Source organism: Keratinibaculum paraultunense, assembly GCF_016767175.1.
Classification (GTDB): Bacteria; Bacillota; Clostridia; order Tissierellales; family Tepidimicrobiaceae; genus Keratinibaculum; species Keratinibaculum paraultunense.
In genome coordinates this window covers 1,911,707-1,931,808 of record NZ_CP068564.1, presented here as the reverse complement: position 1 = coordinate 1,931,808, position 20,102 = coordinate 1,911,707, and the positions used below count along the sequence as shown (strand labels likewise).

Below are 20,102 nucleotides of genomic sequence, written 5' to 3'. Positions count from 1 at the left end.
AGTGATTTAATTGAGATTAATATTACTTGGGCCTCCAGGTGCAGGCAAAGGAACTCAAGCATCAGCTATAGTTAAGAAATATAATATACCTCATATATCAACAGGAGATATATTTAGAGAAAATATAAAAATGGGAACAGAATTAGGTAAAAAAGTTAAAGAGTATATGGATAAAGGCTTATTGGTTCCAGATGATATAGTAGTATCTATAGTAAAAGACAGAATACTGAAAGATGATTGTAAAGATGGTTTTTTACTAGACGGCTTTCCAAGAACAGTAAATCAAGGAGAGGCTTTAGATAAAGAACTTTCTAATATGGGTTTAAAATTAGATAAGGTAATAAATTTAAATGTAGAAAAGGAAATATTGATTGAAAGAATTACAGGAAGACGAATTTGCAAGGATTGTGGTGCAACTTACCATATTAAATTTAATCCTCCAGCAAAGAAAGGAATCTGTGATAATTGTGGAGGTAAACTCTATCAAAGAGAAGATGACACACAGGAGACAGTAGAAAAAAGAATTGAAGTTTACCAACAACAAACTAAGCCTTTAATTGATTATTATACTAAAAAAGGGTTAATATTAAATATAGACGGTTCTAAAGCAATAGATGAAATATTTGAAGCAATAGTTAAAGCTTTAGAAGGATAGCTATAGAGAAAGGCATTAGGCCTTTCTCCTGATTGAAATAAGTTCCCAATAAAGAGGTGAACTCTATGGATTCAACTAGCGACATAACCATTGGACAGGTGGTTAAGTCGAGAGCCGGGAGAGATAAAGGTAGAATTTTCTTAGTATTAAGTATTGTAGACGACCAACATGTTTTAATAGTAGATGGTGATCTAAGAAAGCTTGATAAACCTAAGAAGAAGAAGATAAAACATTTAACAGTTTACAACACTGTATTACCTGAATTAAAATACAAGTTGGATAATAATATAAAAATAAATAATGCTTATATTAGAAAATTGTTAGAACCTTTCAATAAGAATTTTTGAAAACGGTGAAATAGGAGGTTCGATAACTTAATGTCTAAAAAAGATGTAATAGAAGTGGAGGGTACTGTTGTAGAGGCCCTGCCAAATGCTATTTTTAAGGTGGAATTGGAAAATGGGCACGAGATATTAGCTCATATTTCTGGAAAATTGAGGATGAACTATATAAGAATACTTCCTGGAGACAAGGTAGTAGTAGAATTATCGCCCTATGACTTATCTAGGGGGCGAATAACCTGGCGAAAGAAGTAGCATAGGAGGGGATTTAGATGAAAGTGAGACCATCAGTAAAAAAGATGTGTGAAAAATGTAAAGTTATTAGACGAAAAGGAAAAGTAATGGTAATTTGCGAAAATCCTAAACATAAACAAAGGCAAGGTTAGATAATTAGGAGGTGTAATTAGTAATGGCGAGAATTGCAGGTGTTGATTTACCAAGAGACAAAAGAATTGAGATTGGTTTAACCTATATTTATGGAATAGGCAGATCTAGATCTAATGAAATATTAAAAAAAGCAGGTATAGATCCAGATACTAGAGTTAAAGATTTAACTGAAGCAGAAATTAATACTCTAAGAAATATAATAGATGAATATAAAGTTGAAGGTGATCTTAGAAGAGAAGTTGCAATGAATAAAAAGAGGTTAAGAGAAATCAATTGCTATAGAGGAATGAGACAAAGAAAAGGACTTCCATCAAGAGGGCAGAGAACTAGGACAAATGCAAGAACATGTAAAGGTCCTAGAAAACAAATTGGTAAAAAAGCTAAGAAGTAGAGATAAAGGAGGGAAGCTAAGTGGCAGTTAAAAAAGTAAAAACTAAAAAAGGCAAAGCTACTCGTGTTAGAAAAAGAGAACGTAAAAATATAGAGAGAGGTCAAGCTCATATTATTTCAACATTTAACAACACCATGGTTAGCCTTACCGATATGCAAGGCAACGTTATTTCTTGGTCTAGTGCAGGACAATTAGGTTTTAAAGGTTCAAGAAAATCTACACCTTTCGCAGCACAACAAGCTGCAGAAGAAGCTGCAAGAAAGGCTATGGAACATGGTTTAAAAACAATAGAAGTATATGTAAAAGGGCCAGGTGCTGGAAGAGAAGCGGCAATAAGATCTCTTCAAGCAGCAGGTTTGGAGGTAAGCTTAATAAAAGATGTAACTCCAATTCCACACAATGGTTGTAGACCACCAAAACGTAGAAGAGTTTAATATAGGAGGTGTGAATATATGTCTAGATATACAGGACCAGTATGTAGATTATGTAGAAGAGAAGGTCAAAAATTATATTTAAAAGGAGATAAATGCTATACTGATAAATGCCCAATGTCCAAGAGAAATTATATACCAGGGCAACATGGGCGATCCAGAAAAAAATTAACAGAATATGGATTACAGTTAAGAGAAAAACAAAAAGTGCGTAGATTTTATGGGATTCAAGAATCTCAAATGAGAAAATACTTTGATATGGCTGACAAAATGCACGGTATTACAGGTGAGAACTTATTGAAGTTATTAGAATTAAGAATGGATAATGTAGTATATAGGATGGGATTTGCTTCCTCTAGAGCAGAGGCAAGACAGTTAGTTACCCATGGACATTTTACTGTTAATGGAAAAAAAGTTGATGTACCATCATCTATATTAAAAGTGGGTGATGAAATAGAAGTTAAAAGTAGAAGCAAAAATAGTCCTAAATTTAAGGAGCTTATAGAAAACCATAGAGGAAGTACAGTTAGTTGGTTAGATGTTAGTCCTGAAGAAATGAAGGGTAAGATTATAGCTGAACCATCTAGAGAAGATATTGACATTCCAGTAGAAGAACACTTAATCGTTGAGTTGTATTCTAAATAATAGTAATAATATATTAGAATCAGTTGCCCTCGTCCTTTGATAATATAAAAAACAAGGAGGGTTAATGTTAAATGATAGAGATTGAAAAGCCAAATATAGAGATTGTTGAAGTGAATGAAGATAACACTTATGGTAAGTTTGTAGTAGAACCTCTTGAAAGGGGATATGGTACTACCTTAGGTAATAGCTTAAGACGTGTATTATTATCATCATTACCTGGGGCAGCTGTATCTTCTGTAAGTATTCAAGGGGTATTACATGAGTTTTCAACGGTACCAGGTGTATTAGAAGATGTTCCTGAGATAATATTAAATATAAAGGATATAGCAGCTAAAATATATTCTGATGAACCAGTGACCTTAAGATTAGAAGCTAAAGGACCAAAAGTTGTTACAGCTGGAGATATCATTACAGGTCCTGATGTAGAAATACTAAACAAGGATTTATATATAGCTACCATCAATGAAGATGGAGAGTTATATATGGAAATGGAAATGATAAAAGGTCGAGGTTATAGTGTAGCTGAAAGGAATAAAAGAGAAGGTCAACCAGTAGGGGTTATTCCTGTGGATTCTTCATTTACTCCTGTTAAGAAGGTTAATTTTTTAGTTGAAAACACTAGAGTAGGACAAATTACGGATTATGACAAATTAACCCTAGAAGTATGGACAGATGGTACTTTAACTCCAGAAGAAGCTACTTCATTAGGTGCAAAGATACTTACCGAACATTTGAATTTATTTATTAATTTAACAGAACATGTAAATGACGTAGAAATAATGGTAGAAAAAGAAGAAGATGAAAAAGAAAAGGTATTAGAAATGACAGTAGAAGAACTAGATTTATCAGTTCGAAGTTATAACTGTTTAAAGAGAGCAGGTATCAATACAGTAGAAGAATTAACTCAAAAAACAGCAGAGGATATGATGAAGGTAAGAAATCTTGGTAAAAAATCCCTTGAGGAAATTCAAAACAAACTAGCTGAATTAGGTTTATCTTTAAAGGAAAGTGATGAATAGTAAGAAGGATATGAAGGAGGGATAAATATGGCTACATTGAGAAAACTTGGTCGCCCTACTGCTCATAGGAAAGCGATGCTTAGGAATCAAGTAACATCTCTTTTTAGAAATGGTAGGATAGAGACTACTGTTCCTAGAGCAAAAGAAACTCAAAGAATGGCTGAAAAAATGATTACTCTTGCTAAAAGAGGAGATTTACATGCACGAAGGCAAGTATTAGCTTATATATATGATGAAGATGTGGTAACTAAATTATTTGAGGAAATTGCACCAAATTACTCTGAAAGGGATGGAGGATATACTAGAGTATTGAAACTAGGACCTCGCAGAGGAGATGGTGCGGAAATAGCCATTATAGAATTGGTATAAGAAGTTGGGGATTAAGTAGGGGAGACCTTTGGTCTCCTTAAGCAATTACTTAGTCCCTAATTTAATTTTATTTCATATACATTGATTAAAGCATATCCTTATGTTATATTATTTATGGAAATAAATAAAAGTTAGGGGATAGAAATGGCAGAAGAAATGATAAAGATTGAAAATGTAACTTATGAATATAACTCTTATAACTCCTTAGGAGAAGAAGATAAATTGATAGCTATTAAAGATATAAATATCTCCATAAAAAAAGGAGAGCATTTAGTAATTCTTGGGCATAATGGCTCAGGGAAATCTACTCTAGCTAAGCTCATGAATGGACTTTTATTACCTACCAAAGGGGATGTATATGTTAATGGTATGAATACTAAAGATGAAGATAAAATTTGGTATATAAGAGAAACAGCAGGTATGGTATTTCAAAATCCTGATAATCAACTAGTAGCTACTATTGTTGAAGAAGATGTAGCCTTTGGTCCTGAAAATTTAGGAATTCCACCTGAAGAAATAAGAAAAAGGGTAGATGAAGCTTTAGAGCTAGTAGAGATGACTGAATATAAAAAACATGCACCCCATCTTCTTTCTGGTGGGCAAAAACAAAGAGTAGCCATAGCAGGAATACTAGCCATGCGACCCGAATGTATAATATTAGATGAACCAACCGCTATGTTAGATCCCAATGGTAGAAAAGAAATAATAAACACCATAAAAAAACTCAATAAAGAAGAACATAAAACAATAGTTCATATAACTCACTATATGGACGAAGCTGTTGAAGCTGATAGAATATTAGTAATAAAAAAAGGACAAATAGTAATGGAAGGTAACCCTAGAGAGATATTTAGTCAGGTAGAAAGGATGAAAGCATTAGGGCTAGATGTACCTCAAGTAACAGAACTAGCTTATGAATTAAAAAAAGAAGGCATAAATATAGATACTAGTATATTAACAGTAGAGGAATTGGTGAATGCTCTATGATAATAAAAATAGAGAACTTAAATTATATATATAATCCAGGTACTCCCTTCGAAAAAAAGGCTTTAAACAATATAAACTTAGATATAGCTAGAGGAGACTTTATTGGGCTTATAGGGCATACTGGTTCTGGAAAATCTACATTGGTACAGCATTTAAATGGCTTAATAAGACCTACATCTGGGAAAATAATTATAGATGGAATAGATATAACTTCAAATGAGGTTAATTTAAGAGAGATAAGACAAAAAGTAGGATTAGTGTTTCAATATCCAGAGTATCAACTATTTGAAGAAACTGTATATAAGGATGTAGCCTTTGGACCTAAAAACTTAGGATTAGAAGAAGATGAAATAAAATCACGGGTGAAAAAAGCTATAGAATTAGTAGGATTAGACTATGATTCTATAAAGGATAGATCCCCTTTTGAATTAAGTGGAGGACAAAAAAGAAGAGTTGCTATAGCAGGAATATTGGCAATGAAACCAGAAGTATTAGTATTAGATGAGCCCACTGCAGGACTTGACCCAAGAGGAAGAGATGAAGTATTAGGAAGGATTCAATCCTTATATGAAGAAGAAGGTATAACCATAATTTTAGTTTCTCATAGTATGGAGGATATTGCTAAACTTGTAAATAAAATAATAGTGATGTATGAAGGAGAAATAGCTATGGAAGGGAAAACCAGGGAGATATTTAAACAGGCTGAAAAATTAGAGCAGATGGGATTAGGAATACCTCAAATTACGATGTTTATGCGGCAATATAAAAAGAAAGGAAATGAAGTGAGAGATGATATAATAACTGTAGAAGAGGCTAAGGAAGAAATATTAAGATATTTAAGGAGTAGAAAAAATGCTTAAAGATATAACGATAGGTCAATATTTCCCAAAAGATACATTTGTCCATAGATTGGACCCAAGGATAAAAATTTTAATAGTAGCTATGTTTATAATTTCATTATTTTTTATAGATACATTTTATCCATATATATTAATATTAGCCTTTATACTTGTTAGCATAAAACTATCTGAAATTCCTGTTAAATATGTATTTAAAGGTTTAAAACCCTTAATGCCTATAATAATTATAACTTTTGTTATAAATACCCTATTTACCAAAGGGGAAGTACTTTTAGCCCTAGGACCTATCACTATAACTAAGGAAGGATTAAGTCAAGCTACATTTATGGCACTAAGACTTATATTTTTAATAACAGGGACTTCCCTTTTAACATTGACAACATCCCCCATATCCTTAACTGATGGTATAGAAAAGTTACTATCCCCCTTTAGAAAAGTTGGTTTACCAGCTCATGAATTGGCTATGATGATGACCATTGCCTTAAGGTTTATACCCACATTATTAGAAGAAACAGATAAGATTATGAAAGCACAAATGGCAAGAGGAGCAGATTTTGAATCGGGTAATATAATGAATCGTGCTAAAAATTTGGTTCCTTTACTAGTGCCTTTATTTATAAATGCATTTAGAAGGGCAGATGAGCTAGCAAATGCAATGGAGGCTAGATGTTATCGTGGGGGAGAGAATAGGACTAGATTAAATGAATTAAAGCTTAAACCCAACGATATCTTGGCAATTAGTATATGTGCCATATTCTTTGGATTTATAATGTCTACTAAATATATATCCTATATATAGAGGGATAATATGCCTAATATAAAATTAACAATACAATATGAAGGTACCAACTATATAGGTTGGCAAAAGCAGTTAAAGGGAGATAGCATTCAAGGTGAAATAGAAAGGGCTATAAAATGTATTACTGGTGAAGAAGTAAATTTAATAGCCTCTGGAAGGACAGATAGTGGAGTTCATGCATTAGGGCAGGTAGCCAATTTTTTGACTAACTCCTTTATTCCTCCAGATAAATTTAAATATGCATTAAATACTAAACTTCCAGAAGATATATCAATAATTGAATCAGAAGAAGTACCTTGTGATTTTCATGCAAGATATGATGCTATTGGCAAAAAGTATATGTACCTAATATATAATAATCCTATAAGAAATCCTATATATAGAAGATTTGTATATCATGTTCCCTATCCTTTGAATTATAAGAATATGAAAGAGGGAGCAAAGTATGTTATAGGTACTCATGATTTTTCAGCCTTTATGGCATCTAATAGCAACGTAAGGAGTACTGTTAGAACAATAAGCAATGCATATTTAAGTAAGAAAAATGAGTTAATATTATTTAAAATAGAAGGAAATGGATTTTTATACAATATGGTTAGGATAATAGTAGGTACCCTAATAGAGATTGGACAAGGTAAATTAAAACCCTGTGATATTTCACATATTATAGAATCTAAAAATAGAAATTTAGCAGGACCTACAGCGCCACCGCAAGGGCTTTTTTTGGAAAGAGTTTATTATTAAAAATACGTCTTGACATTGATATTGCCTTGTATTAGAATATATAAGAGTGTTTAAAAAGCCCCGGAACTTTGAGACACAACTCAATGTTAGATAAGGAGGGAAAAAGATGAATAGTTATATGGCTAAACCAAATGAAATTGATAGAAAATGGTATGTAATAGATGCAGAAGGTAAGGTATTAGGTAGATTAGCTTCAGAAGTAGCTACTATATTGAGAGGAAAACATAAACCTATATATACTCCTCATGTAGATACTGGGGATTATGTAATAATTATAAATGCTGATAAAGTAAAATTGACAGGGAAAAAATTGGAACAGAAAAAATATAGATATCATACAGGGTATCCAGGAGGATTAAGAACCATACCTTATAGTAGAATGATGAAGGAAAATCCAGAAAAAGCTATATATTTAGCAGTAAAAGGGATGTTGCCTAAGAATAGATTAGGAAGAAAAATGATTAAAAAGTTGAGAGTATATAGTGGACCGGAACATAATCATGAAGCACAACAACCAGAATTATATGAATTCTAATTGTTATTAGAAAGGAGGGCTTTATAAGTGGCTAATGTACAATATATAGGAACAGGAAGAAGAAAGACATCAGTAGCAAGAGTTAGATTACTTCCTGGTTCTGGAAAGATTACCATAAATAAAAGAGATATAGATGATTATTTTGATTTTGATACATTAAAAGTTCTTGTTAGAGAACCTTTGGAAATAACAGATACTTTGGATAAATATGATGTATTTGTAAATGTATATGGTGGAGGATTTACAGGTCAAGCTGGTGCCATTAGACATGGAATAGCAAGAGCTTTATTAGAAGCTGATGAAGAATTAAGACCTGTACTTAAAAAAGCAGGCTTATTAACGAGGGACCCACGAATGAAAGAAAGAAAGAAATATGGTTTAAAGAAAGCGAGAAAAGCACCACAATTTTCAAAGAGATAAATATTTATGGAAACTGCCAATAGAAATTTGGCAGTTTTTTTGTTTTTTGTAATACAAAATCCTCTCTAACCATATATTTCATTAGAGGGGGCGATATGTTGAAAGTAATATATGTAAAAAAAAGACATATATATTCTTTACTAATCATAATTTGTATACTGATAATCTTATCAATAGTACTTATTAAAAATAAATCCATTCCCACGATCAATCCACTTATTATAGATAAGATAATAGGTATAGATCCTGGTCATGGAGGTATGGATCCCGGTACTGTGAGCAAAAATGGAATCTTGGAAGCTGATATAAATTTAAAAATAGCATTAAAATTAAAGGATATAATTGAAAAAAATGGAGGTAAAGTAATCATAACAAGAGAAAATAAAAACTCCTTAGCAGATAAAAAAAGAGAAGATTTAGATATGCGAAGGGAAATAATAGAAAAAGGAAATTGTGACATATTTTTATCAATCCATTTAAATAGCTTTAAAGATTCTAGATATTATGGTGCTCAAGTTTTTTATAATGAAGACTTTCAAGAAAATAAGTTATTAGCTGAATGCATTCAAGAGGAATTACGCTTAATATTAGATATAAATAATACTCGAGTTCCCCAAAAAAGAGATGATGTATATTTATTGAATGGATTGAACATACCATCTGTTTTAATAGAATGTGGTTTTTTATCTAATGAAGAAGAGGAAAAATTATTGCAGTTAGAAAATTATCAGAAAAAAATTGCTCAAGGTATATATAATGGAATAATAAAATTTTTGGAGGAAATGAATGAAAAAGATAGATTAAATGTGGATAAGTTTTGTGGATAAAAATTTCAAATGTGGATATGCAAATATTATGTAAACAATAAATTATCTAGATGAGATTTTTATCCGAAAAGAACAGTTGACATAAGTTATCCACTCTTGGCTGTGGATAAAGTGGATAAAGTGGATATTTTTGTGAACTTATGAAATTGCTAGTATTGAAATATTGTTTTTTCTCTTGTATAATAAAGACAATGATACTTTTAAATTCCATCACTATATAAAAAGTACCAGGGTTTAAATAATGAATTTTAGGGTATCATATAATAGATAATTTAGGAAGGAGTGGTAAGTAAAATGGTAGCGAAGAAAACTCCCCTTTATGAGGAGCATGTAAAGCTTGGGGGGAAAATGGTTGATTATGCAGGGTGGTTCCTTCCAGTACAATATGAAGGGTTAATTCCAGAACATGAAGCAGTAAGAAATGCAGCAGGACTATTTGATGTGTCTCATATGGGAGAAATAGTAGTAAAAGGTAAAGATGCTTTAGATTATTTACAATACTTAACAACAAACGATATAGCATCTATAGACACAAATCAAGTAATATATACTCTTATGTGCTATCCTGATGGAGGAGTAGTAGATGACTTTTTAGTGTACAAGTATGCTGATGATAAATATTTACTTGTTGTCAATGCAGCTAACACCGAAAAGGATTTCAAATGGATGATAGACAACAAAGATGATTTTAATATTATTATTGAAAACATTTCAAATCAAATTGGAGAAGTAGCTATTCAAGGGCCTAAATCTGAAAAGATATTACAAAAGTTAACAGAAAAAGATTTATCAAAGATAAAGCCATTCCATTTTGATAAAGAAGTAAACATTGCAGGTGTAGAATGTATGGTATCTCGTACCGGCTATACTGGCGAAGATGGATTTGAAATATACACATCTAAGGATGATATAGTTAAAGTTTGGAATGCCATACTAGAAGCAGGTAAAGATGAAGGGCTTAAACCTGCAGGTTTAGGATGTAGAGATACCCTTAGATTTGAAGCTGGTATGCCTTTATATGGGAATGAAATTTCAGAGGATATTACTCCATTAGAAGGTGGATTGAAGTTTGCAGTAAAATTGGATAAGGAAGAAGATTTTATAGGTAAAGATGCTCTTAAGAAACAATGGGAAGAAGGTTTAACTAGAAAAGTAGTTGGATTTGAATTGTTAGAAAGAGGTATCCCAAGAGAAGGCTATGAAGTATATAAAGATGGTAAAAAGATTGGTCATGTAACTACAGGTTATATGTCTCCAACTTTAAAGAAAAGCATAGGAAATGCATTAATAGATATTAATGAAGCAAAAATAGGGAATGAAATAGATATAATGATTAGGAATAAGCCTGTAAAGGCTAAGATAATAAGTAGAAAGTTTTTAAATAAATAAATAAAAAAAATATAAAGGAGGGCTAAAATATGAAAGTTGTAAAAGATTTATATTATACAGAAGATCATGAATGGGTTAAGGTTGAAGGAGGGGAGGCATATATAGGTATTGCAGATTATGCACAAGATCAATTAGGTGACATTGTATATGTAGAACTTCCAGAAATTGACGATGAATTTGAACAAGGAGAAGCTTTTTCCGCAGTAGAATCAGTAAAAGCAGCAGCAGATGTTTATATGCCAATAGATGGAAAGATAATAGAAATAAATGAAGAATTATTAGATGATCCAGCCCTGTTAAATGAAGATCCTTATGAAAATTGGCTAGTAAAAATTGAGATAGCAGATAAATCTCAATTGGATGATTTGATGACGAGTGAGGAATATGAAAAGTTCTTAGACGAGGAGGCTTAAATTATGTATCCTTACATCCCAAATACTAAAGAAGATGAACAGAGGATGTTGGAGGTTATAGGAGTTAATTCAGTTGAAGATTTATTTAGCGATATACCTGAGGATGTTAAATTAAAAAGAGATTTAAATCTTAATTCCTCCATGTCAGAACTAGAAGTAGCTAAATATATGAAAAAATTAGCAGAATCCAACACCACTATAGATGATTTAACTTGTTTTTTGGGTGCTGGTGCATATGATCATTATATACCTTCAATAGTAGGACATATTACCTCAAGAAGTGAATTTTATACTTCTTATACCCCATATCAAGCTGAAATAAGTCAAGGTACATTACAATATATATTTGAATACCAAACTCTTATATGTAATTTAACAGGTATGGATGTATCTAATGCTTCCTTGTATGATGGGGGAACAGCTATAGCTGAAGCAGCTTTTATGGCATCTAATATAACTAGAAGAAATAAAATAATTATATCTAAAACTGTTAACCCTGAATACAGAAAGGTTCTAAATACTTATGCTCATCTTCAAAGCATAGAAGTAGTTGAAATAGAGGACAAAGAAGGAGTAACTGACTTAGAAGAACTAAAAAAACATGTAGATGCTAAAACTGCAGCAGTAATAGTTCAAAGTCCAAACTTTTTCGGTATAATTGAAGATTTAGAAGCCATTGGAGAGATAGCTCATAGTCAAAAGAGAACTATGTTTGTAACCTCTGTAGATCCAATATCCTTAGGGATTTTAAAATCACCAGGTTCTCTAGGTGCAGATATAGTGGTAGGTGAAGGGCAACCTTTAGGGATACCACTTTCCTTTGGAGGACCATATCTTGGATTTATGGCAACTAAAAAAGCTCATATGAGAAAGTTACCTGGCAGAATAGTGGGAGAAACTATAGATGTAGATGGAAATAGAGCTTTTGTACTTACATTACAAGCAAGGGAACAGCATATTAGAAGAGAAAAAGCAACTTCTAATATATGTTCTAATCAAGGAATAAATACATTAGCTGCAGCAGTATATTTGGTTACATTAGGCAAAAAAGGGCTTAGAGAAGTAGCAACTCAAGCAACTCAAAAAGCTCATTATGCATTTAAACAAATAACTAAATCTGGCAAATACAAACCATTATTTGACAAACCTTTCTTTAAGGAATTTGCAGTAACAAGTTCCATAGATGCAGATAAGATAAATAATAAATTATTAGAAGAAAAAATACTTGGAGGTTACTCATTAGAAAAAGAATATCCCCAATATAAAAATGGAATCCTCTATGCAGTTACTGAAAAGAGGACGAAAGAGGAAATTGATACTTTAAGTTCTATATTGGAGGGGATAATATGAAAAAATATAATAAATTAATATTTGAATTATCAAAACCAGGAAGAACTGCCTATAGGCTACCAGAAAATGATGTCGAAGAAGTAGCCCTTGAGGAGTTAATTCCTGAAGAATTTTTAAATAAAGATGAGTTAAACCTTCCAGAAGTAAGTGAAGTAGATATAGTAAGACATTATACCAATCTTTCCAATAAAAATTTTGGTGTAGATACAGGATTTTATCCATTAGGTTCTTGTACTATGAAATATAATCCAAAAATTAATGAAGATATAGCAAAATTAGATGGATTTGTAAACATACATCCGCTACAACCAGAAGAGACTGTACAAGGTGCTCTTAGATTGATGTATGAAATTGATCAAGCACTATGTGAAATATCTGGAATGGATAAGATGACTTTACATCCAGCAGCTGGAGCTCATGGTGAACTTACAGGTTTAACTTTGATAAAAGCTTATCATGAGAATAGAGGAGATACTAAAAGAACTAAGATAATAGTTCCAGATTCAGCCCATGGGACAAATCCAGCATCATCAGTAATGGCAGGATTTGATACAGTGGAGATTAAATCTACAGAAGAAGGTATAGTGGATATAGAAAGTTTAAAGGCTGTATTAAATGATGAAATTGCTGGTTTAATGCTTACAAATCCAAACACATTAGGATTATTTGAAAGACATATTAAAGAAATAGCAGATTTAGTGCATGAAGCAGGAGGATTGGTTTATTATGATGGTGCTAATGCCAATGCTATACTAGGCAAAGCACGACCAGGAGATATGGGATTTGATGTAGTACACTTTAATATTCACAAGACCTTTTCTACACCTCACGGCGGAGGAGGACCAGGTTCAGGTCCTGTTGGAGTGAAGAAAGCTTTATTGGAATTTTTACCAGTTCCAACTGTTGAAAAAGATGGAGATAGATACTACTTAAACTATGATATTCCTAAATCTGTAGGTAAGATTAGGGATTTTTATGGACATTTCAATGTTTTAGTTAAAGGTTATGCTTATATATTGGCTATGGGAAAAGATGGATTGAAGAAAGCTAGCGAGATGGCAGTATTAAATGCCAATTATTTAGCACATAAATTAAAAGAACATTATAATTTACAGAAAGATACCATATTTAAACATGAATTTGTATTAGCTGGATTAAAAGATGCTCCAGAAGGAGTAACTACATTAGATGTGGCTAAAAGATTATTGGATTATGGATATCATCCACCAACAATTTATTTTCCACTTATAGTAGAAGAAGCTTTAATGACAGAACCAACAGAAACTGAAACAAAGGAAACTTTAGATGAGTTTGCAGAAGCACTTATTAAGATAGCAGAAGAAGCGAAAGAAAATCCAGAAATATTAAAAGAAGCACCCCATGATACTCCTGTAAGAAGGGTAGACGAAACAAGAGCGGCAAGAAATCCTATACTTAAATATGAAGGGTAGGTGTAATATTAGTTGACTAAAAATATAGCAGTTATAGGAGCAGGTCCAGGAGGATATGTAGCAGCTATAAGAGGAGCTCAACTAGGTGCCAATATCTATTTGATAGAGGAAAGAGAAGTAGGGGGTACATGCCTTAATAGAGGCTGTATCCCTACCAAAACTTACTTTAGAAACGCTGAAATAATGCGTACTCTAAGGCGTTCTAAAGAATTTGGAATTACAGTAGATAACTTTAAGCTAGATGGCAAAGCACTACAAGAGAGAAAGAAAGCTGTAGTTGGTCAGCTAGTAGGTGGCATCGAAAAGTTGATATCCTCATATAAGAATATTGAATTTATACCTGGAAGAGCTTCTATTAAAGATAAAAATACTATAGTTGTAAATTTAAAAGATGGAGAAACTCGTGAAATATCTGTAGATAATATAATTATAGCTACAGGTTCCAAGCCTACTATGACTGAAACTAAAGGGGTAGATTTAGAAGGAGTAATTACAAGTGATGATCTTTTAGAAATGGAAGAGATACCAGAAACCCTTATAGTAGTAGGTGGTGGAGTAATAGGGTTAGAGTTTGCAAGTATATATCAGGAATTAGGTTCCCAAGTTATACTCCTTGCATCTAGAATATTAAAAAATGTAGACATGGAGTTAACAAGGAGATTGCCTATATTCTTTAAGAAACAAGGTATGGAAACCTATGTAGATATAAGAGCAAAGGAAATTATAAAAGAAGGGGACAAACTAAAGGTAATTGCTAGATATAAAAACAAAGATAAAGAAATAGAAGTAGTTGGAGATAAGGTACTTATAGCATCAGGCCGTGGTCCTGTAGTAGAGGGCTTAAATCTTGATAAGGTAGGAATTGAATATGACAATCACAAAGGCATAAAAGTTAATGAACACTTTGAAACTACAGTGGAAGGAATATATGCTATAGGAGATGTAAATGATTTAGGGATTCAATTAGCTCATGTAGCATCTAGTCAAGGTATATATGTGATGGAAAGATTAATGGGATTAACACCAGATATAAATTTAGATGTATATCCTAATTGTGTATTTACTTTACCAGAAGTAGCCTTTGTGGGATTGACTGAAGAACAATTAAAAGAAAAGAATATAGATTATATTAGCAGTAAGTTTATGTTTGCTGCTAATGGGAAAGCATTATCCTTAGGGGAAGGAGAAGGATTTATAAAGGTATTTGCATCTAAGGAGGATAAAAAGATTTTAGGTATTACCATAGTGGGTCCTCATGCTAATGATTTGATTCATGAAGGAGCCTTAGTTATAGCTAATGATCTAAAGTTAGATGCAATAACTAGAACTATCCATGCTCATCCAACTTTAAGTGAAGCTTTCATGGAAGCAGTTCATGGTTTGGAGGATAAGGCAATCCATATGGCACCTCCAAGAAAGAAAAGAAAATAAATAAATAATAAATAAAAAAGAGTAAAATGATTTAACATTTTACTCTTTTTTATGGCTCTTTGTCAATAGTTGGGGTGGGATTTTCTTAAATCCCGCTCCATTACTATTTTTACCCTTATTTTTGTGTTATGATTGAGATGGATAGAATTACATGTATTTTGGGCACACTTAAATAAACCTAGCTAAAATGTAGGCTTCTTACAGGTATTCACTTTTAGAAGTTTAGCTTGTACAGTGAAGTATTCTATTACGAAATCTATGAAAGTTTTTAAGTCCAAAGGATATTCGTTTTAATACTTTGATTTTATTGTTGAAACCTTCGGTTGGGCCATTAGTATAACCATATTTAAAGGCATTTTTAATTTCCTTATGCCATCTTCTATATGTAGCTGCACATTTCTCAAACTCTGGTATTCCAGAGCTTTCTGCATTTTGAATCCACTTAGCTAATTCTCTACATTGGTAGGAATATTTATCGCTTTGACAGATTTCATAAAACCATTCTTTAAGTTTATGGGCAATACGTAGGTCATCATTATATAAAAGCATTAAATCAACGGCTTCTTTATTCTCATCCTTAAGCTTATGATATCGCGTTAAAATCAGTTTTCTACTCCGTTTATAGTATTTTCTAAGAGTAGCAGTCATAGATTTTTGTATGCGTTTCCTGACATTTTCAATAGCCCAAGTTACATGCCTAATAAAGTGGTATTTATCGATAACAATTATAGCATTAGGGAAAAATACTTTAGCTAAATCAACGTAAGGCTGCCACATGTCGCATACAAAGAACTTCACCTTATTCCTTTCCTTACGAGAAAATTGCCTAAAGTAGCTTACAAGATCACTTTGACACCTGTCAGGAATAATATCTAAAACCTTATTGTTTTCCCCATCAACAAGAATACACTGATACTTTCCAGTCTCTGCATTCCCCTTAAACTCATCAATACATAGAACCTTAGGTAGTGTAGGAGTACCATAATTAACATGATTAAAGATACGAATAACAGTAGAAACAGAGACGTTGGCCACTTTAGCTACAGAAGTTAGACTAGTTAGCTTGGTAAGCTCTTGGCAAATAAAAAATGCTAAACGGTTAGTCATGCGATGATAACGAGGTAGAAAGTCATAAGACTCATAAAACCTCTTTCCACAAGAGCAAGCATACCTTCTTTTTCGAAGTACAAGATATGTGTGCTTAAATTGAAAAGGTAAATCCTTAATTGTCTGTTCTCTGTAGTCATGAATTTTTTTAGTTTTAGCACCACAAGCAGGGCAAGTATGCTCTTTTGGATCAGTTGTAATGTAGATTTTAACGAAAGAATCCTCATGCGATATTTTAGTTACTTTAACCCCTTTTAAATCTAATAATTGTGTGATAAAATTAGATTGCACTTGTGAATAAACCTCCTTTCTATGTTTTTTTTAGCCAATTAACATTTTAGCAGGTTTATTTCACGAGTGCATTTTATTTTTAGAAAAAATAAATGTTAGGGTAAATTATTTTCCACCCCAACATTTATTATAGAACCTTTTTTATTTTATAAGAAAAATGAAATTATTTTTAGTTGCAAATCATTTGCAATTATAGTTAAAAAATATATAATAGGGTATAATGCATAAAGAAATAAAAGTTAATGCTAAAATATAAAACATAAGATAGGAGGTAATAAGATATGAAATCAAATAGAATTTTTATAAGTGTAATCATATTAGTTATGATAACAGTATCCATTGTAGGATGTAATAACAAGTATGAAGAAGATATATCTAGTGATAATATAAAAATAATTGCAACTTTATTTCCCCAATATGATTTTGCTAGAGAGATAGTAAAGGATAAAGGAGAAGTAAAATTGCTTCTTCCTCCTGGAGTAGAAGCTCATGCTTATGAACCTACCCCAAAGGATATAGTGGATATAAAAAAAGCTGATGTATTCATATATACAGGAAAATATATGGAGCCTTGGGCAGAAAAATTGATAAAGGATTTAGATGATTCTGTGATAATTGTAGATATAAGTGAAGGGATAGAGCTTATTGATGATGTAGATGAAGGGCATGGAGATGTCCACCATGGAAAGGATCCTCATATATGGTTAGATCCAATTTATGCTCAAAAAATAGTGGACAATATATTAGAGGGAGTTATAAAAGCAGATAAAGCAAATGAAAATTTTTATAGACAAAATGCGGAAAATTATAAGAAAAAATTAGAAGAACTCGATCAGAAATTTGTAGATGCCTTTAGTAAAGCTAAACATAAAACTATAATACATGGAGGGCATTTTGCTTTTGGGTATTTTGCGAAACGATATGGATTAAAATATATATCCCCTTATGAAGGATTTTCTCCCAATGCGGAGCCAACTCCTAAAAAAATATCAGAACTTATTGAAAAGATGAAGTCTTTGGATATAGATGTAATTTACTATGAAGAACTTATAGATCCTAAGGTGGCTAAGATAATATCAAATGAAACAGGGGCAGAGATGTTGTTATTACATGGTGCTCATAATGTATCTAAAGAGGAATTAGAAGCAGGTATAACCTATATAGACATAATGGAAGCTAATTTAGAAAATTTAAAGCGGGGGTTAGGTTGCAATGAATAGTATCATAACTGTAAAAAATTTAAATTTTAGTTTTGGTAAAACTCAAATATTGAAAGACATAAATTTTCAAGTTGAAGAAGGGGATTATGTAGCAATAGTTGGTCCTAATGGTTCAGGGAAAACTACGCTAATAAAGATACTATTAGGTTTAATAGACTCTTATGAAGGGGAAATTAAGTTTAAACAAGGTATAGTTGATAAAAATTTAATAGGATATCTTCCTCAAAACATCATGGAAAGAGATAGACTGTTTCCTGCAACGGTAAAGGAGATAGTAGCTACAGGATTGTTATCTCAAAAAGGAATATTTAAATTTTATTCCGATGAAGATTATAAAAAAGTTGATAATATACTAAAAAAATTAAGAATAGAGGATTTAAAGGATCGAAAGATAGGGAGCTTATCTGGTGGACAGCTTCAGAGAACATTATTGGCTAGAGCTTTAGTATCTAACCCAAAAATATTATTTTTAGATGAACCAACTAGTGCTTTAGATCCTAAAATAAGAGAAGATTTTTATAATATTTTAAACGAAATTAATAGAGAAGGGATAACTATAATATTTGTATCCCATGATATTTTTTCTATAAGAAAATACGTAAATAAAGTACTATATTTAAATAGAGAGATAATATTTTATGGTTCCTATGATGAATTTCAAAGTTCAGAAGAAATGGCTAAGTATTTTGGTTTATATTAATGAGATGGTGGTGATATAAATGGCACTAATTATGGAAGCTTTACAACAAGATTTTATAGTTAGAGGTATAATAGTAGGTTCGTTAATAGGTATTTCTGCATCCTTTTTAGGTATATTTTTAGTATTTAAAAAACAATCCATGATAGGTGATGGGCTTGCCCATGTAAGCTTTGCAACAGTTGCTATAGCTTTATTATTAAACAAATCTCCATTGCTTGTGTCTATACCATTAGTTATACTTTCATCATTTTTGATACTTAAATTAAATGAAAAAGCTAATATCCATGGAGATGCAGCTATAGGACTTATTTCATCTTTTGCTGTAGCAGTGGGAGTTTTAATATCCAGCATAGCAAAGGGATTTAATGTGGATTTGTTTTCCTATTTATTTGGTAGCATATTAGTAATAAGTAAAATGGATTTGTTTTTATCCATAATACTTTCTATTCTAGTTATATTGATAATATGTATTTTTTATAATAGCTTATTTGCTATAACCTATGATGAGGATTTTGCTAAGGTATCTGGCGTAAATTGTAAACTTATTAACTATATGATATCTATATTAACATCAATTGTAGTGGTTTTGGGAATTAGGGTAGTAGGGACCATGCTTATATCCAGCATGATAATATTCCCAACAGTTACAGCATTGCAAGTATCCAATGGTTTTAAAAGTACTATATTTATTTCTTCTATAATATCTGTAACTAGTGTGATTTTAGGTACCTTTATATCCTATATATTCAATTTACCAACAGGGGCAACAATTGTGTTTATAAATGGAATATTTTTTGTATTGTTCTTTTTAATAAGAAAATTTAAATATGATAATTAAAGTTTTTAATTTAAGGAGAAGGATAAAATGGATGAGTTTATTGACAATAAAATGATATTTAAAAAGTATAAAATAAAAAATACTGAACAAAGAAATATAGTACTAGATATATTGAAGAGAGAAAAAAAGCCATTAACTGCAGAAGAAATTTTTATGAAAGCCAGAAAGAAGGATAAAAATATCAATCTTTCAACTATATATAGAACAATTAATATATTTGTGTCAAAAGGTATAGCTATAAAGTTGAATATAGAGAGGGAAAATAAATCCATGTTTCAATTAAATATGATAGATCATCAGCATTATATAAGATGTATATCCTGTAACAAAAAAATAAGTATAGATATTTGCCCTATTATCGGATATGAATATTTTTTAGAAGAAAACACAGATTTTCATATTATTGGGCACAATCTAGAATTATATGGATATTGTTCTAAATGTAAAGATAAAAAACAATAGATATAAGATATAATCAAAAATATTGTTAGCATTTTATATA

26 protein-coding genes are annotated in these 20,102 nt (G+C 31.5%); 25 read left to right on the top strand and 1 reads right to left on the bottom strand.

The features are described from left to right. The first annotated feature begins 10 nt into the window (after positions 1–10). The 21 genes from JL105_RS09405 (at position 11) to lpdA (ending at position 15,444) form a co-directional block, all read left to right on the top strand. Entirely contained in the window at positions 11–655 is a 645-nt protein-coding gene (locus tag JL105_RS09405) for an adenylate kinase (RefSeq protein ID WP_132029589.1), read from the top strand. Positions 656–720: 65 nt separating this feature from the next. Beyond that, positions 721–1,002, top strand: coding sequence for a KOW domain-containing RNA-binding protein (locus tag JL105_RS09400; protein WP_132029587.1), 282 nt, complete (start codon positions 721–723; stop codon positions 1,000–1,002). Positions 1,003–1,032: 30 nt separating this feature from the next. Next, complete coding sequence (gene infA / locus JL105_RS09395; protein ID WP_132029585.1) at positions 1,033–1,251, top strand: translation initiation factor IF-1; 219 nt, start codon at positions 1,033–1,035, stop codon at positions 1,249–1,251. Positions 1,252–1,268: 17 nt separating this feature from the next. Beyond that, on the top strand, positions 1,269–1,382 hold the full coding sequence (gene rpmJ, locus JL105_RS09390; protein ID WP_132029583.1) for a 50S ribosomal protein L36: 114 nt from the start codon (positions 1,269–1,271) through the stop codon (positions 1,380–1,382). Positions 1,383–1,405: 23 nt separating this feature from the next. After that, complete coding sequence (gene rpsM / locus JL105_RS09385) at positions 1,406–1,774, top strand: 30S ribosomal protein S13 (RefSeq protein WP_132029581.1); 369 nt, start codon at positions 1,406–1,408, stop codon at positions 1,772–1,774. Between the two features lie 20 nt (positions 1,775–1,794). Then, positions 1,795–2,208 (top strand): 30S ribosomal protein S11, encoded by a 414-nt coding sequence (gene rpsK, locus JL105_RS09380; protein WP_132029579.1) that lies wholly within the window; start codon positions 1,795–1,797, stop codon positions 2,206–2,208. 18 nt (positions 2,209–2,226) lie between these two features. After that, positions 2,227–2,850 carry a 30S ribosomal protein S4 gene (gene rpsD, locus JL105_RS09375; protein WP_132029577.1) on the top strand — a complete coding sequence of 208 codons (624 nt, stop codon included), beginning with the start codon at positions 2,227–2,229 and terminating at the stop codon, positions 2,848–2,850. Positions 2,851–2,921: 71 nt separating this feature from the next. Then, positions 2,922–3,869 (top strand): DNA-directed RNA polymerase subunit alpha, encoded by a 948-nt coding sequence (locus JL105_RS09370; protein ID WP_132029575.1) that lies wholly within the window; start codon positions 2,922–2,924, stop codon positions 3,867–3,869. A gap of 27 nt (positions 3,870–3,896) precedes the next feature. Next, positions 3,897–4,238, top strand: coding sequence for a 50S ribosomal protein L17 (gene rplQ / locus JL105_RS09365; RefSeq protein WP_132029573.1), 342 nt, complete (start codon positions 3,897–3,899; stop codon positions 4,236–4,238). Positions 4,239–4,382: 144 nt separating this feature from the next. Then, positions 4,383–5,225: an energy-coupling factor transporter ATPase gene (locus tag JL105_RS09360; RefSeq protein WP_132029571.1), complete on the top strand. Its 843-nt coding sequence runs from the start codon at positions 4,383–4,385 to the stop codon at positions 5,223–5,225. Continuing rightward, positions 5,222–6,085 carry an energy-coupling factor transporter ATPase gene (locus JL105_RS09355; protein WP_132029569.1) on the top strand — a complete coding sequence of 288 codons (864 nt, stop codon included), beginning with the start codon at positions 5,222–5,224 and terminating at the stop codon, positions 6,083–6,085. Before JL105_RS09360 ends, JL105_RS09355 begins: the two co-directional genes overlap by 4 nt. Next, positions 6,078–6,884 (top strand): energy-coupling factor transporter transmembrane component T family protein, encoded by an 807-nt coding sequence (locus tag JL105_RS09350; protein ID WP_132029567.1) that lies wholly within the window; start codon positions 6,078–6,080, stop codon positions 6,882–6,884. The genes JL105_RS09355 and JL105_RS09350 overlap by 8 nt, the downstream gene beginning before the upstream one ends. Before the next feature lie 9 nt (positions 6,885–6,893). After that, positions 6,894–7,628, top strand: coding sequence for a tRNA pseudouridine(38-40) synthase TruA (gene truA, locus JL105_RS09345; protein WP_132029565.1), 735 nt, complete (start codon positions 6,894–6,896; stop codon positions 7,626–7,628). Between the two features lie 106 nt (positions 7,629–7,734). Further along, the gene (rplM, locus tag JL105_RS09340) at positions 7,735–8,163 is read left to right on the top strand and encodes a 50S ribosomal protein L13 (RefSeq protein WP_132029563.1); all 429 of its coding nucleotides are present in this window, start codon (positions 7,735–7,737) and stop codon (positions 8,161–8,163) included. 27 nt (positions 8,164–8,190) lie between these two features. Next, entirely contained in the window at positions 8,191–8,583 is a 393-nt protein-coding gene (rpsI, locus tag JL105_RS09335; protein ID WP_132029561.1) for a 30S ribosomal protein S9, read from the top strand. Between the two features lie 95 nt (positions 8,584–8,678). Next, positions 8,679–9,410, top strand: coding sequence for an N-acetylmuramoyl-L-alanine amidase CwlD (cwlD, locus tag JL105_RS09330; protein ID WP_132029559.1), 732 nt, complete (start codon positions 8,679–8,681; stop codon positions 9,408–9,410). A 294-nt stretch (positions 9,411–9,704) separates the two neighbouring features. Beyond that, positions 9,705–10,799, top strand: a complete 1,095-nt coding sequence (gcvT, locus tag JL105_RS09325; RefSeq protein ID WP_132029557.1) for a glycine cleavage system aminomethyltransferase GcvT — start codon at positions 9,705–9,707, stop codon at positions 10,797–10,799. Between the two features lie 29 nt (positions 10,800–10,828). Then, positions 10,829–11,212: a glycine cleavage system protein GcvH gene (gene gcvH, locus JL105_RS09320; protein WP_132029555.1), complete on the top strand. Its 384-nt coding sequence runs from the start codon at positions 10,829–10,831 to the stop codon at positions 11,210–11,212. A gap of 3 nt (positions 11,213–11,215) precedes the next feature. Next, a complete protein-coding gene (gene gcvPA / locus JL105_RS09315) occupies positions 11,216–12,562 on the top strand; it encodes an aminomethyl-transferring glycine dehydrogenase subunit GcvPA (RefSeq protein ID WP_132029553.1) in 1,347 nt (448 codons plus the stop codon). Beyond that, a complete protein-coding gene (gene gcvPB / locus JL105_RS09310; protein WP_132029551.1) occupies positions 12,559–14,013 on the top strand; it encodes an aminomethyl-transferring glycine dehydrogenase subunit GcvPB in 1,455 nt (484 codons plus the stop codon). The genes gcvPA and gcvPB overlap by 4 nt, the downstream gene beginning before the upstream one ends. Positions 14,014–14,025: 12 nt before the next feature. Then, complete coding sequence (lpdA, locus tag JL105_RS09305) at positions 14,026–15,444, top strand: dihydrolipoyl dehydrogenase (protein ID WP_132029549.1); 1,419 nt, start codon at positions 14,026–14,028, stop codon at positions 15,442–15,444. Between the two features lie 222 nt (positions 15,445–15,666). Here the strand turns inward: lpdA and JL105_RS09300 are convergent, their stop codons facing one another. Beyond that, entirely contained in the window at positions 15,667–16,842 is a 1,176-nt protein-coding gene (locus tag JL105_RS09300; protein ID WP_202690500.1) for an ISL3 family transposase, read from the bottom strand. 281 nt (positions 16,843–17,123) lie between these two features. Between JL105_RS09300 and JL105_RS09295 the strand changes: the two genes are divergently transcribed. Genes JL105_RS09295 through JL105_RS09280 form a run of 4 tightly spaced genes read left to right on the top strand, consistent with a single transcriptional unit; the run spans position 17,124 to position 20,062 of the window. Further along, positions 17,124–18,062, top strand: coding sequence for a metal ABC transporter solute-binding protein, Zn/Mn family (locus tag JL105_RS09295; RefSeq protein ID WP_132029380.1), 939 nt, complete (start codon positions 17,124–17,126; stop codon positions 18,060–18,062). Then, positions 18,055–18,762 carry a metal ABC transporter ATP-binding protein gene (locus tag JL105_RS09290; protein ID WP_132029383.1) on the top strand — a complete coding sequence of 236 codons (708 nt, stop codon included), beginning with the start codon at positions 18,055–18,057 and terminating at the stop codon, positions 18,760–18,762. Before JL105_RS09295 ends, JL105_RS09290 begins: the two co-directional genes overlap by 8 nt. A gap of 19 nt (positions 18,763–18,781) precedes the next feature. Further along, positions 18,782–19,600 (top strand): metal ABC transporter permease, encoded by an 819-nt coding sequence (locus JL105_RS09285; RefSeq protein WP_132029386.1) that lies wholly within the window; start codon positions 18,782–18,784, stop codon positions 19,598–19,600. 27 nt (positions 19,601–19,627) lie between these two features. Then, positions 19,628–20,062 (top strand): Fur family transcriptional regulator, encoded by a 435-nt coding sequence (locus JL105_RS09280; protein WP_132029389.1) that lies wholly within the window; start codon positions 19,628–19,630, stop codon positions 20,060–20,062. The last annotated feature ends 40 nt before the right edge of the window (positions 20,063–20,102 follow it).

Bases quoted from the DNA above. Each gene is read 5' to 3' on its own strand.
- JL105_RS09400 (WP_132029587.1), top strand. From the start codon at position 721: ATGGATTCAACTAGCGACATAACCATTGGACAGGTGGTTAAGTCGAGA.
- infA (WP_132029585.1), top strand. From the start codon at position 1,033: ATGTCTAAAAAAGATGTAATAGAAGTGGAGGGTACTGTTGTAGAGGCC.
- rpmJ (WP_132029583.1), top strand. From the start codon at position 1,269: ATGAAAGTGAGACCATCAGTAAAAAAGATGTGTGAAAAATGTAAAGTT.
- rpsM (WP_132029581.1), top strand. From the start codon at position 1,406: ATGGCGAGAATTGCAGGTGTTGATTTACCAAGAGACAAAAGAATTGAG.
- rpsD (WP_132029577.1), top strand. From the start codon at position 2,227: ATGTCTAGATATACAGGACCAGTATGTAGATTATGTAGAAGAGAAGGT.
- JL105_RS09370 (WP_132029575.1), top strand. From the start codon at position 2,922: ATGATAGAGATTGAAAAGCCAAATATAGAGATTGTTGAAGTGAATGAA.
- rplQ (WP_132029573.1), top strand. From the start codon at position 3,897: ATGGCTACATTGAGAAAACTTGGTCGCCCTACTGCTCATAGGAAAGCG.
- JL105_RS09360 (WP_132029571.1), top strand. From the start codon at position 4,383: ATGGCAGAAGAAATGATAAAGATTGAAAATGTAACTTATGAATATAAC.
- JL105_RS09355 (WP_132029569.1), top strand. From the start codon at position 5,222: ATGATAATAAAAATAGAGAACTTAAATTATATATATAATCCAGGTACT.
- JL105_RS09350 (WP_132029567.1), top strand. From the start codon at position 6,078: ATGCTTAAAGATATAACGATAGGTCAATATTTCCCAAAAGATACATTT.
- truA (WP_132029565.1), top strand. From the start codon at position 6,894: ATGCCTAATATAAAATTAACAATACAATATGAAGGTACCAACTATATA.
- rplM (WP_132029563.1), top strand. From the start codon at position 7,735: ATGAATAGTTATATGGCTAAACCAAATGAAATTGATAGAAAATGGTAT.
- cwlD (WP_132029559.1), top strand. From the start codon at position 8,679: ATGTTGAAAGTAATATATGTAAAAAAAAGACATATATATTCTTTACTA.
- gcvT (WP_132029557.1), top strand. From the start codon at position 9,705: ATGGTAGCGAAGAAAACTCCCCTTTATGAGGAGCATGTAAAGCTTGGG.
- gcvH (WP_132029555.1), top strand. From the start codon at position 10,829: ATGAAAGTTGTAAAAGATTTATATTATACAGAAGATCATGAATGGGTT.
- gcvPA (WP_132029553.1), top strand. From the start codon at position 11,216: ATGTATCCTTACATCCCAAATACTAAAGAAGATGAACAGAGGATGTTG.
- gcvPB (WP_132029551.1), top strand. From the start codon at position 12,559: ATGAAAAAATATAATAAATTAATATTTGAATTATCAAAACCAGGAAGA.
- JL105_RS09295 (WP_132029380.1), top strand. From the start codon at position 17,124: ATGAAATCAAATAGAATTTTTATAAGTGTAATCATATTAGTTATGATA.
- JL105_RS09290 (WP_132029383.1), top strand. From the start codon at position 18,055: ATGAATAGTATCATAACTGTAAAAAATTTAAATTTTAGTTTTGGTAAA.
- JL105_RS09285 (WP_132029386.1), top strand. From the start codon at position 18,782: ATGGCACTAATTATGGAAGCTTTACAACAAGATTTTATAGTTAGAGGT.
- JL105_RS09280 (WP_132029389.1), top strand. From the start codon at position 19,628: ATGGATGAGTTTATTGACAATAAAATGATATTTAAAAAGTATAAAATA.